Annotated in this window: 14 protein-coding genes; 5 read left to right on the forward strand and 9 right to left on the reverse strand. The window is 56.1% G+C overall.

Going from position 1 to position 17067, the window contains the following annotated elements; all coding sequences use genetic code 11:
• Window positions 1–20: 20 nt before the first annotated feature.
• Together MTX78_RS03975 and MTX78_RS03980 are read left to right on the forward strand one after the other, a co-directional pair.
• Window positions 21–1019 carry a DUF4249 domain-containing protein gene (locus MTX78_RS03975; protein ID WP_243800112.1) on the forward strand — a complete coding sequence of 333 codons (999 nt, stop codon included), beginning with the start codon at window positions 21–23 and terminating at the stop codon, window positions 1017–1019.
• Window positions 1020–1263: 244 nt separating this feature from the next.
• Entirely contained in the window at window positions 1264–1557 is a 294-nt protein-coding gene (locus MTX78_RS03980) for a hypothetical protein (protein WP_243800114.1), read from the forward strand.
• Window positions 1558–1652: 95 nt separating this feature from the next.
• Here the strand turns inward: MTX78_RS03980 and MTX78_RS03985 are convergent, their stop codons facing one another.
• The 7 genes from MTX78_RS03985 to MTX78_RS04015 all read right to left on the reverse strand — a co-directional run bounded on the left by MTX78_RS03985 (window position 1653) and on the right by MTX78_RS04015 (window position 9856).
• The gene (locus MTX78_RS03985; protein WP_243800116.1) at window positions 1653–3893 is read right to left on the reverse strand and encodes a xanthine dehydrogenase family protein molybdopterin-binding subunit; all 2241 of its coding nucleotides are present in this window, start codon (window positions 3891–3893) and stop codon (window positions 1653–1655) included.
• A gap of 13 nt (window positions 3894–3906) precedes the next feature.
• Entirely contained in the window at window positions 3907–4890 is a 984-nt protein-coding gene (locus tag MTX78_RS03990) for an FAD binding domain-containing protein (protein WP_243800117.1), read from the reverse strand.
• On the reverse strand, window positions 4887–5531 hold the full coding sequence (locus MTX78_RS03995; RefSeq protein ID WP_243800118.1) for a (2Fe-2S)-binding protein: 645 nt from the start codon (window positions 5529–5531) through the stop codon (window positions 4887–4889). Before MTX78_RS03995 ends, MTX78_RS03990 begins: the two co-directional genes overlap by 4 nt.
• A gap of 446 nt (window positions 5532–5977) precedes the next feature.
• Window positions 5978–7420 carry a T9SS type A sorting domain-containing protein gene (locus tag MTX78_RS04000; protein ID WP_243800120.1) on the reverse strand — a complete coding sequence of 481 codons (1443 nt, stop codon included), beginning with the start codon at window positions 7418–7420 and terminating at the stop codon, window positions 5978–5980.
• 151 nt (window positions 7421–7571) lie between these two features.
• Window positions 7572–8153, reverse strand: coding sequence for a hypothetical protein (locus tag MTX78_RS04005; RefSeq protein ID WP_243800121.1), 582 nt, complete (start codon window positions 8151–8153; stop codon window positions 7572–7574).
• A gap of 69 nt (window positions 8154–8222) precedes the next feature.
• Window positions 8223–8885, reverse strand: a complete 663-nt coding sequence (locus MTX78_RS04010; RefSeq protein WP_243800122.1) for an NAD-dependent epimerase/dehydratase family protein — start codon at window positions 8883–8885, stop codon at window positions 8223–8225.
• A 383-nt stretch (window positions 8886–9268) separates the two neighbouring features.
• A complete protein-coding gene (locus MTX78_RS04015) occupies window positions 9269–9856 on the reverse strand; it encodes an HD domain-containing protein (RefSeq protein ID WP_243800123.1) in 588 nt (195 codons plus the stop codon).
• Between the two features lie 257 nt (window positions 9857–10113).
• Here MTX78_RS04015 and MTX78_RS04020 point away from each other — a divergent pair, with 257 nt between their 5' ends.
• From MTX78_RS04020 to MTX78_RS04030, 3 genes are all read left to right on the forward strand, one after another.
• A complete protein-coding gene (locus MTX78_RS04020) occupies window positions 10114–11487 on the forward strand; it encodes a sensor histidine kinase (RefSeq protein WP_243800125.1) in 1374 nt (457 codons plus the stop codon).
• A gap of 173 nt (window positions 11488–11660) precedes the next feature.
• Complete coding sequence (locus tag MTX78_RS04025; RefSeq protein ID WP_243800127.1) at window positions 11661–12050, forward strand: response regulator; 390 nt, start codon at window positions 11661–11663, stop codon at window positions 12048–12050.
• Window positions 12047–13093: an adenylate/guanylate cyclase domain-containing protein gene (locus MTX78_RS04030; RefSeq protein ID WP_243800129.1), complete on the forward strand. Its 1047-nt coding sequence runs from the start codon at window positions 12047–12049 to the stop codon at window positions 13091–13093. The genes MTX78_RS04025 and MTX78_RS04030 overlap by 4 nt, the downstream gene beginning before the upstream one ends.
• 130 nt (window positions 13094–13223) lie before the next feature.
• Here the strand turns inward: MTX78_RS04030 and MTX78_RS04035 are convergent, their stop codons facing one another.
• Window positions 13224–15950: a cyclic nucleotide-binding domain-containing protein gene (locus MTX78_RS04035; protein ID WP_243800130.1), complete on the reverse strand. Its 2727-nt coding sequence runs from the start codon at window positions 15948–15950 to the stop codon at window positions 13224–13226.
• 192 nt (window positions 15951–16142) lie between these two features.
• On the reverse strand, window positions 16143–17051 hold the full coding sequence (locus tag MTX78_RS04040) for a CvfB family protein (protein WP_243800132.1): 909 nt from the start codon (window positions 17049–17051) through the stop codon (window positions 16143–16145).
• Window positions 17052–17067 lie beyond the last annotated feature (16 nt).

Here is a 17067-nt window from a genome sequence, read left to right on the forward strand (position 1 = left end):
CCGGCTATTTCCTGCTTGATATGAAACAAGTGCCTATCCTCTGCTTACTAGGGGCATTGGTTTTCAGCAGCTGCGAAACCATTGTGGAAGTGGATACCCCGCCGCACACGCCTCGGCTGGCCCTTACCTACACCCTCAGCAACCAGGCTCCGACAGCCGAGTACCAAAAGTTCTTCACTGGACGCGAACTGTTTGTGAGCGTAAGCCAAGGCGTGTTGGAAGTGAAACAACCCGCTGGCCGCGGCGACGCTAGTGTGGAACTGATAAACGAAGCCGGGCAGACGGTGGAGCAGTTCCGGTCCAAGGCCCGGCAAGGCCATAACTACACCACTGGCCGGCCCGATAGTGTGTATGGCTATTATGTGCCGGTGCGCGGGTTTGTGGGGGAACCGGGCCGCACGTACACCCTGCGCGCCGCAGTACCAGGTATCGAGGCAGTGGAAGCAACGCTGACAATGCCAACACGCGCCACTATTGAAACGGGTAGCTACGTCTCATCTACCCCGCCAAGTCCATTCATTAGGGGTACTGCCGGCCGCCTCACGTGTAGCATCCTCGACAACGTCGCTACCACTGATTACTATATAGCTCACGCCCGTGTGCTGGACCGTAACGGAACGTATTGGGGCTATATACGGTTGGACTACAACAGCAACAACGGCAACAATTCCGAGATAAATCTAAACCGATTCCAGCTCTCTGAAGGCAGCAACCTCTACAGCCAGTCGCCCTTCAGCGACGCTGGTGGTAACGGGCAGCGCCTCAACCTCAGCAACGATATCTTGATGCAGTACGACGGCAGCTACGGCCCCGGCGGCACCTACCCGGAGCCGGGTTTCATTGAAGTCATCGTGGGCACCATTACACCCGACACGTATCGTTTCTACCAGTCGCTAAACCGCTACTACGACACCGACGGTAATCCTTTTGCCGAGCCAGCACCGCTGTTTTCCAACATGCGTCCCGGATACGGCCTGTTCGGCGGGGCCACCGATGCCACCTACCGGATTCCACTGTAAAAGAGCTCTGTTGTTTCCTGCTCCTTCGACGTTCCGCACAGCAAGTAGCTAGTAGGAATAACAGGTGACAAACACGGTGGGGCGGCACACCCTCAACAGAGAATTGCTCCCGCATTTCAGGTATGGTTCGCGCTGACCAACAAGCTGCTATATAGTTTTTTTGACTGAATGCGATTAAACTTTGGGATAATTTTTGCGTCTAACCAATAGTGCGGGTCCAGGTTGTGGCCCGCCGCTATTGACTATGAAAAAGCTCCTGAAAATTCCGTTTCTGCTCGCCCTCTTGGTGGCGGGTACGCTGCTGACTGGGTGTGCTGCTTCTACCCAAGCTGTTGTTTCCACTGGCCCTGTAGGCTACTACGGCGACTACTATGGCCCCCGCTACCGGCCCTATTACGGCCCGCGCTATTACCGGCCTTCCCGAGTGATTGTGCGTCCCGCGCCCGTCATTGTGCGGCCCCGGCCTGTCATTGTGCACCCAGGGCCCCGCTACTACCACCGCCCGTATGGTGGTTACCGGGGCGGCGGACGCCGTTAATATTTCCGCACTTGTTGCCGATAAGCAACGCATAAAAAAGGCCCAACCTGCTACTAGGTTGGGCCTTTTTTATGCGTTGTTATATGAGTTGCTAGTTAAATCAGCTTGTCCGGCGTAATGGGCAGTTCGCGAATACGTTTGCCAGTGGCGTTGAACACAGCATTGGCAATGGCGGGAGCCGCTCCAATAATGGCTATTTCACCGATGCCTTTTGTGCCCATAGAATCCACAATAAGGTCGGGCTTGTCCACAAAGGCTACTTCAATGTGCGGGGCGTCGGCATGGACGGGAACGTGGTAGTCGGCTAGGTCTTTGGTGATGTAGCGGCCAAACCGGTCGTCCATTGTGGCACCTTCGGTTAGGGCCATGCCAATACCGCCCACAGCGCCGCCTATCATTTGGTTGCCGGCCGTTTTGTGGTTGACGATGGTGCCCGCATCAGCGCAGGAAACCATCTTTTTCACCCGCACCTCACCTGTTAGCTGATGCACGTGTACTTCCGCAAAATGCACCGAAAACGAATACATAGAATACTTCTGCCGCTCGTCGCCCGGCTTGGACTCGATGAGTACTGCCACCTCCTGGCCGTTGTTCTGCTTGATGAGGTCGGCATATGCCACCTTGGTGGCAGCATTGTTGGCCAGCGAAAGTTGGTTGCCTTGAATAACGATGTCCGCTGGCTTGGCGGCGCTAAATGCTGGTCCGGCCAATTGATGCAGCTTTTCCTTGAGCGCAGCGCAGGCTTCCACCACGGCCGAACCCACGGTGTTCACGGTAGCCGAACCCCCTTGCGAGGGTGCGTCTGGGAAAAGAGAATTACCTAACTCGAAGCGCACTTTTTCTGGGGGCATCTTCAGGGCATCGGCGGCCAGCTGCACCATCACGGTGCCGGTGCCAGGGCCAATGTCGGTAGTGGCGCTTTGCAGCACCACGGTACCATCGGCAAGCAGCCGCGCACTAGCCTTCGACCGGCCTCGGTTGGCGCCAAATGTGCCTACACCCATGCCGTAGCCTACTAGCCAGTCGCCTTGCTTGAGCATACCCGGCTTGAGTTGGCGGTTTTTCCACCCAATTCGGTCGGCGCCCATCTGGTAGCATTCCTTCAGGTACTTAGTCGACCACGGCTTGCCGTTGTCGGGGTCAACGTCGGTGTAGTTGCGCAGGCGGAACTCCATGGGGTCTATGTTCAGAGCAAACGCCAGTTCATCCATAGCCGATTCCAACGCAAACGCCCCAGTAGCTTCCCCTGGCCCCCGCATCCAGATAGGCGTACTGATGTCGAGCGGTAGAATCCGGTAGCGCGTGCTCACATTGGGGCTCGTGTACATCATGCGCGTTTGCTGCACCGTTGACTCGGTGAAGTCCTCGTACGTGGAGGTTTGGCCGGTGGCTTCGTGCGTGATACCCACCAGCTTGCCGTCGGGGGTGGCCCCAATGCCAATGCGCTGCCAGGTGTAGGGGCGGTAGCCTACCATCGTGAACATTTGCTCGCGTGTGAGCACCAGCTTCACCGGCCGGTTCACTTGCTTGGCGGCAATGATGGCCGCCGTTTCGTGGGGCCAGTTGTGCAGACCATTCCCGAACGCCCCGCCCACAAACGTGGCAATTACTCTCACGTTTTCTTCCGGAATGCCCCAGTCTTTGGCGAAGGCGCGTTGGGTGCCCTTCACTGCCTGCACTTTGTCGTACACGGTCAGCTTGTCGGGAGCTTCCCAATGAGCAATGATGGACTGCAATTCCATGGGATTATGCATCTCCGAAGGAATTACATATTCCATTTCCAGCTTCACTGGAGCAGTTTTGTAGCCGTCCACCTGGCCTCGGTCGTGGTCAGCCTGCGGTGACTTGGGGTTCTTTTTCGCCTGGGCCGGCACCTTGGCTCGGTCGGTGTGCGCGTTGAAGTTGGTGGCGTGCTTGTCGGCTTCGTACTGGGTTTTCACCAAGCCCGCCGCGTAGCGTGCCCGCTCCAACGTGTCGGCCACCACAATAGCAATAGGCTGGTCGTTGAAAACGATTCTATCGTTGTTGAATACCCGGAGTGGCTGCCCAGTAGTGGCAGGCTCGTCGGGTTGGCTGCGGTTGGCGTGACCGGGTACCTTGATGGAGTTCAGGTGCGTAATAACGGCCAGCACCCCCGGAGCACGCTCGGCCGCTTTGGTATCGATGCTTTTGATGCGTCCTTTGGCAATGGTGCTGCCCACCAAAAAGCCGTGCACGAGGCCCGGTATCTGGTATTCGGCGGAGTATTGCGCGGCGCCGGTTACTTTCAGGCGGCCGTCTACACGGTTCATTCGGTCGCCCACCACGCCGTCTTTGAAGAGAGGTTGCTCGTTCATAGGATAAGGGGCTTTACGCCACGTTAGTAGCGTTTTTTAGGGCCTGCACAATGGCGTTGGGCCCTAGCTTCAATTTAAATGCGTTGTGCTTGAACGCCTTGGCGCCCCGCATAGCTATTTCGGCAGCAGCTTGAAAAGTAGCTTCGGTGGCTGGCTTTCCTACCAACGACTTTTCCGCTTCCGTCAGCCGCCAGGGCTTGTGCGCTACGCCACCCATCGCCAAGCGGGCATCCTTGATAACGTTGTTTTCCAGTTGCAGCGCCGCCGCTACCGATACCAGCGCAAACGCGTACGACGCCCGCTCGCGCACCTTCAGGTAATGCACGTTCTTGGTGAAAGGACCTTCGGGCACTTCCACCGCCGTTATCAGCTCCCCAGGTTCTAAGGTGGTATCCTTCTGCGGTATATCGCCGGGCAGGCGGTGCAGCTCCGCAAACGGAATGCGCCGGTCGCCTTTAGGCCCACTGACCAGCACGGTAGCATCCAGGGCAACTAGGGCCACACTCATGTCGGAGGGGTGCACGGCGATGCACTTGTCGGAGAAGCCGAAAATGGCGTGCATGCGGTTGTAGCCTTCCAGCGCGCCACAGCCGGAGCCAGGCTCCCGCTTGTTGCAAGGCAGCGCCGTGTCGTAGAAATAGGGGCAGCGGGTGCGCTGTAGCATGTTGCCCCCGATAGTGGCCATGTTGCGAAGCTGCGCCGAAGCCCCAGCGTTCAATGCCTGTGCCAGCAGTGGCAGCTTCTCCAGCACCTGCTTGTCGTCGGCCACGGTGGCGTTCAGTGCCATGGAGCCAATGCGAAACGTGTTGCCTTGGCGCTCTAGCTTGTCGAGGGGCAGGCGGCTGATGTCGATGAGGCGCTCTGGATTCATTACCCCGCGCTTCATAAGGTCGAGCAGGTTGGTGCCGCCCGCAATGAACTGGGAGTTCTGGTCTTTCACCCGCGCCTCAATGGCTGCTTTGGGCTTGGCGGGCCGTACGTATTGAAACTGGTTCATACTTTTTGCCCTCCGTTTTTAACTTCCTGAATAGCACTCACAATGTTGGGGTAAGCACCGCAGCGGCAGATGTTGCCGCTCATGAATTCTTTAATTTCGGTCTCAGAATTGGCCTTGCCTTCCCGAATGCAGGCCACCGCCGACATAATCTGGCCGGGCGTGCAGTAGCCACACTGAAAGCCGTCGTTCTTAATAAAGGCTTCCTGCATAGGGTGCAGGTCGTCGCCTTTGGCGAGGCCTTCGATGGTGGTAATTTCGCGCCCGTCCTGCATGACGGCTAGCACTAAGCAGGAATTAACCCGCTTGCCATCTATATGCACCGTGCAGGCCCCACACTGGCCGTAGTCGCAGCCTTTCTTGGTGCCGGTCAGGTGCATCTGCTCGCGAAGCAGATCCAGCAGCGTCACGCGCGGCTCCACCGACAGCTTATAGCTTTTGCCGTTCACGGCCAGCTTAAGCGGTACTTTTTCGAAAGGTGCTGCAATCTTCTCGTCCCACTCGGCGGCGGCGGCTTGCACTACCGGGCCCGGCGTAAGGGCCAGCGCCGTGAGCACCGAGGATTGCTTGAGGAAGTTCCGGCGCGCCGCATCGTGGCTGCGTTCTTCGTTTTCCGGCTTGGAATCAGATATTTCGTCGGCCATGAGGATGAATGATGAATGAGGCCGCGCTTGTTGCGCAAGCCAGTGATACAAACGAGATACTACAACCTGCCGCTTTCTAAGTTCGGCAAACACACAGACGCTTTCGGCAACAGATAGGCCGCTTCAGCAGCAAACAAAACGGGGTATTGCAGCCAATTTAATCTAGGAAAGGTGTTATCCTGCCCAACTAATCTAGCAACTTTCTACACGTTTTCGCTGCGTCAGACGCCGTATAGGTTTACGACAGAAGGAGGGGAGCGTTTAAACTTAAAACCTTGTTTTCATTACTTTCAAGGCTATTGATGAGGTACAAAGGGCTAGGTGCAGAGGGTAGGTGCAGGAGGAAATACCACTTATCCTTGAACGGCAGCGGTAAGCATACAAAAAAGCACCCTGCCGGAAAATTCGGTAGGGTGCTGAAAAAGTTAGCAAATGAAGCCGAGCGGCTACTCGTGTAGTAGTTTCTTGGTTACGATTCCTGTGGGTGTGTGTACGCTTACCGAGTACACGCCGGCCGGTAGTCCCGCCAGGTGCAGCGTCTGACGCAATATGCCGGCCTGTGGCCGCACAGTCACTTGCTGTACCGTCTGGCCCAATGTGTTCGAAACTACTACTTGCGCCTCGCCGCTGCCTTGAAAACCACTGAGCGCCAGCGTGACCTTACCGCTGGTAGGGTTGGGCGAGAGTTGCATCTCTGCTACCTGAGCTTTTGCCTTGTTGCCGAGCGTGATAGTTTGATAGTCGGAATAAAAGGATTTTTCATAATTCACTAGTGTGCTTGTAGTATAGTCTACGTTTTGCGTCAAGCGTCTAGCTAAGTCGTTGTTGGCATTGTAGCCGACAGTGTAACGGGTGCCGAAAACATAAACCCAAGTATTGTTCAGCCAGTCCTCGAAAATGACCCCGAGATATGTGCCTTGTAGGTCATAGGTGTTATTATAGCGCGTATAGTTCTGCCAAGTGCCATTCAAAAATTGCTCAGTTAAAGAGGTATAGTCCTGGCCGCTAGCCAGATAAGTGTACGTGGTGCGAAGGTTAGGCTGCCATGTAGTACCATTCCAGAGTTGAGCTTCATAGGAGCTAATACGGCCCTGCGTATTGTAAGCAAAAGTATAACGCGAGCTGCTGAGCCAGCTATTCGTGTTGGCGTTCCAGGTCTGGTAGTCGTAGCTACTGTAATTAGTACTGGTTCCTGTGTAGGTATAAAGGTAGCGGCCTTCGAGAACGAAGGTGCCTAGATTGGTATTCCAGGGGGTATACTGCTGTTCACTCATTCTACCTGCGGTATCAAATGTGTAGCTATACTGTTGCCCGCCAAAAGTACTCCAGGCATTATTAGCCCAGCGCTGATAAAGCACCTGCGTAAAATACCCTTGCGCATTGTAAGTGTATTGGTCGCGGTAAGAGTTTTGCCAGGCGCCATTGATCCAATTCTGGTTCAGATACTCGGTTCTTCTATTTTGCCCATCGTATGTAAATAGTTCCTGGTTAAAATTCTGCCATGCCGAGCCCTGCCATGTTTCATCAAGATAGCGGCTCAGTTGACCTGTGGCGTTGTACGTATACGTAGTGCGGGTGCTTGGCACCTGGGTTGCGGAATCTGTGCGGACAACGCCTATGGTGCGCCCTTGAGCATCATAGGTGTACGTGGCTATACTACCAGAGCCCCATTGCGAAGTAGTACGGTTCCAGAGGTAAGTTGAGATTCTGCTTGCTTGGCGCACAGTGGTTGTAGGCCGGGCTGCTTCGTTGCGCTTTAGTAAGGCTTCAATGGGAGCTAAAGCTGGATTGGTAGGCGTGTTTCGGAGCGTGCGCTCTGGCAGTGGTGCTTGCGCAAAAGTGGTCAGGGTGCTGCCGAGCAGCGAGGCAAACAGTAAAAAGTGCTTCATGTAGTTGTAGTGAAAAGGATATAGAGTGTAGGCAATGGTATCGGCCGGCATTTATGGTGCGGGAAGCTGTTTGTTATAGCAAAGGATGATACTACTTGAGACGCAGGAGCAGACAAAAACTGCACGACCATAAGGCCGTGCAGTTTTTGATTTAGAACGTGAACCGCAAGCTTATAGCAGCGTCGTTGTAGAAGCCGGTGTAGCCGTTGAAAACCTCGAAGAACGGCTTGTAGTCAACGCCGACCACAAACGGCAGATCCTCTAGCTTGTATTCCAGACCTAGAATGAGGTCGGCACCGAAGGCTACGTAGGTAGCATCATCGTACACGTAGTCGCGGTAGACGTACACGTTCTTTTTGTGGTATCGGTAGAAGCGCGCGTCAGTGAAATAATAGCGCCCCCGGTAAGCGCCGGCATGGAAACCAGCTCCGTAGTAGAACTGCAGGCCCTTCACATCAGAAATGCCTTTGTGCTTCTCGCCCAACAACGTAAGCCGGGCGCCACGCGCTTTGTACTCCGTGGTCAGAAGCCCTTCAATGGCCACGCCATTCTTGCCGCTGAGAAAGTGTTTAATCGTAAGTCCTGATGAATAGCCACCACCCCGCAGACCGATACCCGTGCTGTATCCGTTGCTGCTACCACCACCACTACTCTTTTTTTTGCTTTGAGCTGCTACTGGCTGCGTCCCGCACACTAGCGCAATACCTAACGCAACAAGAGTAAAATTCTTCATAGGAAAGTTATAAAAGTGAAATTATATTCACGTAAATATAACGCCTAACACGGATTAGCCGCGGAATTATTACAAAGATGATGTGCGCGCTATTTCATCGGAGAGGTGCACTTTGATACCGCCACCGTCATCTTCGGCCGCACGTAGCATGGCTTGCGCCACGGCAGCAGCGGGCACGGGCCGGTATTTCCGCAACGGGCCCAGCAACAGCGGATTCAGGGCGCGGAGCAGAATGGCGCCGATTCGTTCTGCGGGCCGTTTCTCGTTCCGCTCGCCCAGCAGCAAGGAAGGCCGGAAGAAATGGATAGCTCGGAAAGGCGTCTGCTGCACGGCCGCTTCCATCTCACCTTTCACACGGTTGTAGTAGATGCGCGAGCCGGCATCGGCGCCCATGGCCGATACCAGTAACAGCTGCGACGCAAAGTTGCGGGCCGTAAGCGCTGCCAGCGTTACCACGTACAAGTAATCGACGCGGTAAAACGCTTCTCTGGAGCCCGCCTGCCGCATGGTGGTACCTAGGCAACAATACACATCATCAGCAATTAAACTCATGCTGTGTTGCTCTAACTGGTCGAAATCCAGGACCCGCTGCTCTAATTTAGGATGAACCTGAGTCAACGGCTTACGTCCGACGGCAATAACTTTGGCGTAGCGGTTGGAGGCCAGCAGCAAGGGCAGCAACTGGGAACCAATCAGACCACTGGCCCCGGCGATGATAGCGGTTTTCTGCATGATAAAGAGGTAGCAACAAATGGCCGAGAGCCGGACGCCCGCACAGCAAACCAACAGAAACAGTCTTAAGGGCCTGCCGTGGTACGTAAACCCGGTGAGTAGGGTAGGCCAACAGCAGAAAGATGCTGTTATTACTTGTTGCGTTGCCTGCTTACAAAGAACCTGGCTGCAGGTTCCTTTCATCTACAGTCCGGCGCGTGTGCAGTACTGCTGAAGGTGCCATTATCCGCAAGGCGTCGCTGTGAACATGTATCTAGTGCTGTCATTCCAACGCAGGAGGAATCTGGGTTAATTTGTTCTAATAATTTCACTCAGATTCCTCCTGCGTTGGAATGACAGGGCTTGTGTAGATAGGCTTTAAGAACCAAGCGGGAGCTTGCTAATCAGGCAAGTAGTTTCTCTCGTACTTCCCTGAGCCGTTCCTGCTTGGCCGCCTCGCGCCACGCCACGGCGGTAGCAGTCCAGTAATGGTGCTGCGCTAGAAATTGCTCTTGCGAACGATTCCAGGCGTTTTCGTCGGCGGTTATAAGCTGGCGCGCCTGAAACTCCAGAAACAGCGTGTGGGCTATGGGCTCAAAGTCGGGGCGGCCCAGGTAGTCGAGGTCGGCGTCGCAGAGGATTTCGGCTAGGTGCGAATGCGGATCCTGGGGCAGGCGAGTCGCCATGATCATCTCGCAGATCGTGTCAATCTGGGTAGCAGTGTACTCGAAACGGGGCAACATTTCACGTACGAGGGTACAGCCCTCCACTTCATGCCCCGTGAACGTGCGCAGAAACCCAGTGTCGTGGTACAGAGCCGCTGTGCGCAGGAGTTGGCGGTCGGTTTCGGCAGTGATGCCTTCGGCCGTAGCTAGCTGCATCGCCGCCTGCGTCACATCCAAGGTGTGGTGCACACCATGGTAGTAGAGAATGGCCGGCAGGTGGGCACGCAACTCGTGCAAAATGTACTCTTCAGCAAGCTCAACATTCATGGGTTTCTGCTAACGGTCAGAAGGCACAGCAAGATATGCCTACCGGCAAATATGTGCTTTTGGCAATTGATATTTGTGCTCCGTGAAAGCACGTGCGCTCCGAAAGATGGTAGGCTGGATTTTTCAACCTTTCTTTACTTACAGCAGCCCGGCAGTACAGCGCAAAACACTGGTGTCTGGTGCGCAAACTATCCCTGTGCTCTCGTCTCGATAGGTCTTACCACGTCTCGTACCTTCCGAACAGTCTCCACTTGAACATGAACATCAACACCGAGATATTATTCTCCGCCATAGTTGCTACGGGCATTGCAGGAGCGTTAAGTAAGTTTTTCAGCTTACCCATCCGCTCAGCACGCTGGCACTTTCTGCTCACCCGGCTCTGGGTGCCAGGCGTGGCGCTGTTCCTACTGTCGGCCGTGTTTGGTGTGAAAAGTGAGCGGATCAACGATGTGTACTGGTTGCTGGTGTTTGCGGCAACGGCGGCCATGCTTGTTAGGCTGCGCAATTACCGGCCAGCCCGCACCGTCTTGTTGGCTATGGCGCCGTTTGTGCTGTGGTTTGGGTTGGAGTTTTTGGTGGCCCTATTCGGCAACAGACTCATAAGGGAATACGAAGATGTGTTCGAGACGGCACAAGGCTTTACCATTTTCTGGATGATAACCTTCGGGCTGATTGCTCGCAGCCAGAAAAAACAACTTGAAGCAGAGCGCTTAGTACGCGAAGAAGAAGAAAAGGCCAAGCAGCGCATTGAAGCCCAAAATTCCGAGCTAGAGCGAATGGTATCGGAGCGGACGGCGGCCCTCACGCAGCAAGCCGAGGAGCTGCGCTACACCCTTACTGAGCTCAAAACCACGCAGGCACAGCTTATTCAGGCCGAAAAAATGGCCAGCTTGGGCGAGCTAACCGCCGGTATTGCCCACGAAATTCAGAATCCACTCAACTTCGTCAACAATTTTTCGGAGGTATCGAGTGAGCTATTGCAAGAGTTGGAAGAAGAACAGCAAAAGCCCAACCGGGACACCGAGCTGGAAAGTGAACTGTTAGCCGACCTCAAGCAGAACTTGCAGAAAATCTCGCACCACGGGCACCGAGCCAGCAGTATTGTGCGGGGCATGCTAGAGCACAGCCGCGCCAGTACCGGCGAGCGGCAACTCACCGACCTCAATGCCCTCTGCGACGAGTATCTGCGCCTCGCCTACCACGGCCTGCGGGCCAAAGACAAAACCTTCAACGCCACCCTCGACACGCATTTCGATCCGACGCTGGGACCAGTCAACGTTATTTCGCAAGACGTGGGCCGCGTGCTGCTCAACTTGCTTACCAATGCTTTTTATGCGGTGCAGCAGCGCCAAAAGCGCCAGGAGCCCGGCTATAAGCCCACCGTCGTGGTGAGTACCAACAATAGAGCAGGCTGCACCGAAATCAGAGTGCGCGACAATGGTATGGGAATTCCAGAGAACGTGAAGCAGAAAATTTTTCAACCTTTCTTCACCACCAAGCCCACCGGCGAAGGCACTGGCCTGGGCCTCTCGTTGTCCTACGACATCATCACGAAAGGCCACGGCGGCAGCCTCAGTATGGAAAGTGAGGAAGGCAAGGGAACAGAGTTTATCATAACTCTGCCCATCTGAGCTAGTAAGGCTGCCTGTCCGAGCGCACCACTAGGTGAATAAGGCCGCGCTACAGCTCCCAGAAATCAGCAGCAGGCGCTACTTTTTCGCCCTAACTTTAGACACCATATCCGCCTGCACTTCGGGTCCACAACCGGGGTGGTAGGCCCCTAGCCACCTAGCACCAGAACACAATGAAAATATTGGTCGTCGACGACGAAGTGGACGTACGGACGTTGTTTGAGCAGCGCTTTCGGCGCGAAATTCGGAGCGGGGAGTTCACCTTTTCCTTTGCCTACTCGGGCGAAGAGGCGCTTAACTATCTGCACAGCCACGTGTCGGAAGTGGTGCTAATTCTGTCTGACATCAACATGCCGGGTATGAGCGGGCTGGAACTGCTGCGGCGTGTGAAGCAGGAGTACGCTGCCCCACCGCCCGCGCCACCCCTGGTCATGATGATAACTGCCTACGGCGACACGGAAAGCTACAACCAAGCTATGCAGCTCGGAGCCAATGATTTCCTAACCAAACCCGTAGATTTTGCCGCTCTCAAAGAAAAATTAGTCTCGCTGGAGAAGCTATGAAAACGAAAATTTTGGTGGTCGATGACGAAGCCGATTTGGAGTTGCTGATCAAGCAAAAGTTCCGGCGGCAGATTCGCGAAGGGGTGTACGAGTTCAAGTTTGCTGGCAACGGCCAGGAAGCACTCGACACCATTCGCGACACGCCGGACCTGGACATCATTCTCTCCGACATCAACATGCCCGTCATGGACGGGCTGACGCTGCTTACCAAGCTGCACGATCTGAATTCGGTGCTGAAAACCGTGATGGTGTCGGCCTACGGCGACATGGAAAACATTCGGACGGCCATGAACCGTGGGGCCTTCGACTTTGTGTGCAAGCCCGTGGACTTCGCCGACCTGGAAGTGACCATGCAGAAAACGGCCAGCCACGTGCAGCAGCTGCGCGAAACCTTGCGCGCTATTCAGGAAAACAACATCCTGAAGATGTACGTGGATGAAACGGTTATCAACTTCATGGCGCGCCCCGGCTTCGAGGATACCCTCATGGCCAGCGAAACAGTCGAAGCCACCGTGGCCTTTGTTGATATCTGTGGGTTCACCGCACTGTCGGAGGTGCTGCCGGCTCACACGGTGGTAACGCTGCTCAATACCTACTTCGACCAGATGGTGAAGGAGATAATTGCGCAGGGTGGCTACATTGATAAGTTCATGGGTGACGCCGTAATGGCCGTGTTCCGAGGCGAATATCACCTCGACCGAGCCATTGATGCCGCCTTGTCGGTGCGCACGCTCATCCAGAACCAGCAAAGCACCCTCCCCGACGGCACTAGCTACCAGCCGCAGGTGTCCATCGGCATCAACACTGGTGAAATGGTGAGCGGCAACATCGGTTCGGCCTCTCTCCGCCGCCTCGACTACACCGTCATCGGCGACACCGTGAATGTGAGCCAACGTCTGCAGGGAGCCGCGCAGCCTAACCAGATTATTATCACGGAAGCCATTTATCAGAAAGTAAAGGAATCGTTTCAATGCCAGCCCGTGGGGGAGCTGAAACTAAAGAATAAAGCCAACCCCGTGATGACGTATGAAGTAGTGGCGTAAGCTGCCACAACGGCTGAAGTATCGTGCATCTACAGCAGGCCAACTATAAAGACGAGCGCCCAGCCTTTTATTAGGGCTGGGCGCTCGTCTTTTGTAGGTAGACTGTTAGTGAAGTGCTGAGCTTCAACAGCTACTGGGGAAGTTGCATCTTCTCGTTTTGGCGGCGCAGGCGCTGGCAGAGCACCCGCAACACGTTGCGCAGTACTTCACCGCGTTCCTCCATCACGTCGTAGAAGTCTTCTTGGTCGAGGCGGAACGCCACTACGGGACCGTGCGCCACGGCCGTAGCAGAGCGGGGTTCGGCATCGAGGAGGGCCAGTTCGCCAAAAAAGTCGCCTTTCTTGAAGGTAGCTAGCTGCTGAGGGCCGTTGAATACGCCCACTTCGCCTTCATACACGATGAAGAGTGAGGTGCCCAGGTCGCCTTTGGCAAAGATTTCCTGTCCCTCATGGAAGGTTACTTCCTTCATAATGGGTACGATGCTGCTCAGCACGTTTTCGGGCGTTTCGGCAAACAAGGCCGTATGGTGCAGCACTTGTACCCGGTCGTGAGCGGAAATAGTTGCGGCGGCGGCATGATGGGCCATACGTTGGGAGGCTATAGTGGAATTTTCATTGCACAGCTGCTGATGCAACGCAGGTTGCCGGTGAGCTAGCTGTTCCAAGGTGGCAAAGGCACTTTCTCGCACCAGTAAGCTAGGGCTGCTCAAGTGGGGTAGTAGCTGCGGCATAGTACCGGCCGTGGGCTGCCAGTGCGGTAGGGCCACGCTTACCGTCCATTCCGAAAACGTGGTTTCGCCCAGCCGAACCACCAGCAGCACCACATCAACAGGCACAGCTGGAACACCCAGCAACCGGTCGAAGGTGCGGATTTTGTCGGGGTTGGGCAGCACGTCCAGCAAGGCTTGCAACCCCTGGTAGAGCGAGCGAGGAATGATGTTATCGAGGATTTCCAGGGCGTTGGCCTGCCGCTCACGGGCGGCGTGAGCCACGCCGCGTTGCGCGTCGGCAATGAATTGCGGGGGGTAGAGCTGGAGCAGGAGCCCAAAGATTCGTTGCTGCACTCGGGTTAGCTCATAGTCGAGGGCACGCCGTAGCTCAGTGGGAGCGGTGGCAAGGCCATGCAGAAGTTGTTGGGCGAGTTGTAGTTCTTCCCGCACCAACGCCTGGAACATGGGCCCATCGGCGGGGTCTTGGTCGAAGGTACGCAAGGCGCGTAACGCCACTTCGCGCCCAAACAAGCGGGGCTGTTTCAGCAAGGTCAGCAGAGCTTGCCGGCTGGCGGGAGTCTGGATGTGGCCGTACACGTGCGCCAACCGTTGCAGCTGTACTTCCTCGGTGGTGTTTTGAAGCGCTTCGGCCAACAACGGCACAGCCGTTTCGCCTAGCTGAACAAGGCGGGCAGTAGCCCGCCGTCGCTGCGTCCGGTCGGAGAGGCCCGCAATCAACTGGCGGATATGGTCGTCGTTGATAGCCTCGGAAGCCTGCTCGGCCTGGGTGGCGGTAGGTTGATGCCAGCCCGTACCAGACGACGCTGGCGCTTCGGCATCATCGGTGAAGCGGCGGCTAACGGCGTGGTGTAGCTCGGCTAGGTAGTGGCCATAGGTGCGGTGCAGAAACAGCAGGGCCCCCGCCGCAAATAAGCCCATCCATACGAACGGTAGCCACTCGTTTAGCTCCGGCAGGTAGTGTAACGCAAACAGCAGGAACCCAGCCAGCGCCATCCCCAACGGCTCGAAAAAGCCCTTGGCGGTGGTGTGAGCCTGCAACCGCTCGGTTGCCGAAAGCGCCTGAAACAGCACCAGAAATACCGGGTCGAACACCGCCCGCCGCAACACTTCCAACCCCAAAAACAACCCGCAGAAGTACAGCAACATCACCGAATCGGGAGCGGCTGCGAATTCCAAGCCGCCAAACACCAGCACTCCTAGCACTACGGCGGCCGGCAGCGCCAATAGCATCAGGCGAATACCTAGCCGCTCCAACGTAACCTGCGAGAGCAGCACCTTGAACACCATGGCCAGCAGGTAAGTCAGGGCCAGGACGGTACCCAAATACCGCATCAGCGTGGCTTGGTCGTGAAATTTGTGCTTGACGTTCACGAAGAAGGAGTACTCGACGCCCGTTGTGACGGCCGCCACGGCCATCAAGCTCAGGCACATAGACAACACCAACTGGCTGTTGCCGGACCAGCGCTGAAGCAGAGGGGCAGCGTCTTGCTGCCGGTGGCGCCGGGCTACCGATTTCACCTCTACCACGTGTGAGGCCAACGTGGTACGCAGCGTAAACAACGCGCCTACGTAGGCCCCGAATGCTAGTAGCAGCAGAAACAACAAATCGGTGTGGCCGTGCACCAGAATGGCAAGTACCGCACCCAGTGCCTTGGCGGGCATATCACCGGAACTGATGAGGCTAAAGAGGCGCTTGCTTTGCCGCACATCAAACACCACGGCCGATACGCCCCAGAATTCCAAGTTGGTGAGCAGATAGATGATGCGGTAGCCCGCCATAATGGCCACCGCTGCCGCCACCGAGTGCCCTACGGCGACTAACACGCCCAGCACACCCGTCAGCACCACTACCGCTAGCAGCACCCGCACCGCCAGGCGCTGTAGTTGCAGCTGGTGCTCGAAATGCGTGTACACTTTGCCGACGGCCATAAGCGCCAACGCGGCTACCCCGTAGGCCAGCGGCAGGTTGCGCTCGGGGTTGTTTTCGAGCAGAATAACGTTGGCCGCCACGTACACCAGAATGGTGCCGATGCCCAGTAGAAAGTTGTGCAGAAAGAACAGCCACACCGTCTTTCCCTCATCGGGGCGGATGCCAAGAAAGCGGTGCCAAGTGGTAGGGAGTATCAAGTAGCCTGCAAGTAGGTTCGTAGCGGCAAGGTACGGCAGATTCACCTACAAGGAAACGAGCTACAGGTTAACTTCTGCACACTGCGCTGGCCTGCCCTCTGGCTGTGCGCTACGGCGTAAAACGGGTGCCCCAAAGCGCCACAGGCGAGCACTGCAACTGTTGGTAGCGCTGCATGTGCCAACCTACGGACCCTACTTGGTTTTTGCTACCAGTTGCGTGTACTCCGGGAAAAGCTGCACTTCTCCGCGCTTATACAGCGTGCCCAGCGCCTTCTTGAACACCTTCTTGCTCATGCCTAGGCGGCGGTAGATGTCGTCGGGCTCACTCTTGTCGCCAACTTGGAGCCGGCCCTCGGGTGCTTGGCGCAAGGCTTCCAGCAAGGTGTCGGCAGCGGCCAGGGCTTCGTCGTACCCCACACGTTGCAGGCTGATATCCAGCTTGCCGTCCTCCCGAATCTGACGCACGTAGCCGGTGGGCATGTCGCCGAGGCGCAGGGGCTTAAACACTTCGTTGTGATACAGCAGCCCTTGGTGGGTGCCGTTCACGATGACTTTGTAGCCCATATCTGTTTCATCGGCCACAAACAGATGCACTTCGTCTCCGGCCTTGCCAGGGAAAGGCATATCGGTGGGAAGCTGCCGCTCCCATTTGGCGGTGGCTACAATGCGGTCCGAAGTGTCATCAAGGTACACGTACACGGTTTCGCGCTGGCCCACGCGCAAACTGCGGCGCTGGTTGCGGTAGGGGAGGAATAGGTCTTTCTCGAGGCCCCAGTCTAGGAAGGCTCCGAGTGGCGTTACGTCGCGTACGGTTAGGGCCGCAAATTCGCCAACCTTCACCAGGGGGTCGAGGGTGGTGGCAATGAGGCGGTCTTCGGAGTCGCGGTACACAAACACGCGCAGCACGTCGCCGATGCGGGTGCCCGTAGGAATGTATTTGCGCGGAATCAACATGTCGCCGTCGTCGGACCGCAGGTACATGCCAAAATCGACCTCGCGGTCCACTTCCAGTTCGTTGTAGTCGCCGAGTAGCATAGAGGGGTGTTGGGGTAAGGAGAGGAACAGCAAAGATACGTGTACGGCCGCCAGGCTGTCTTGCACGACCAGCGGAGCCAAT

The organism is Hymenobacter tibetensis (genome assembly GCF_022827545.1).
In the GTDB taxonomy this organism is placed as follows: Bacteria; Bacteroidota; Bacteroidia; order Cytophagales; family Hymenobacteraceae; genus Hymenobacter; species Hymenobacter tibetensis.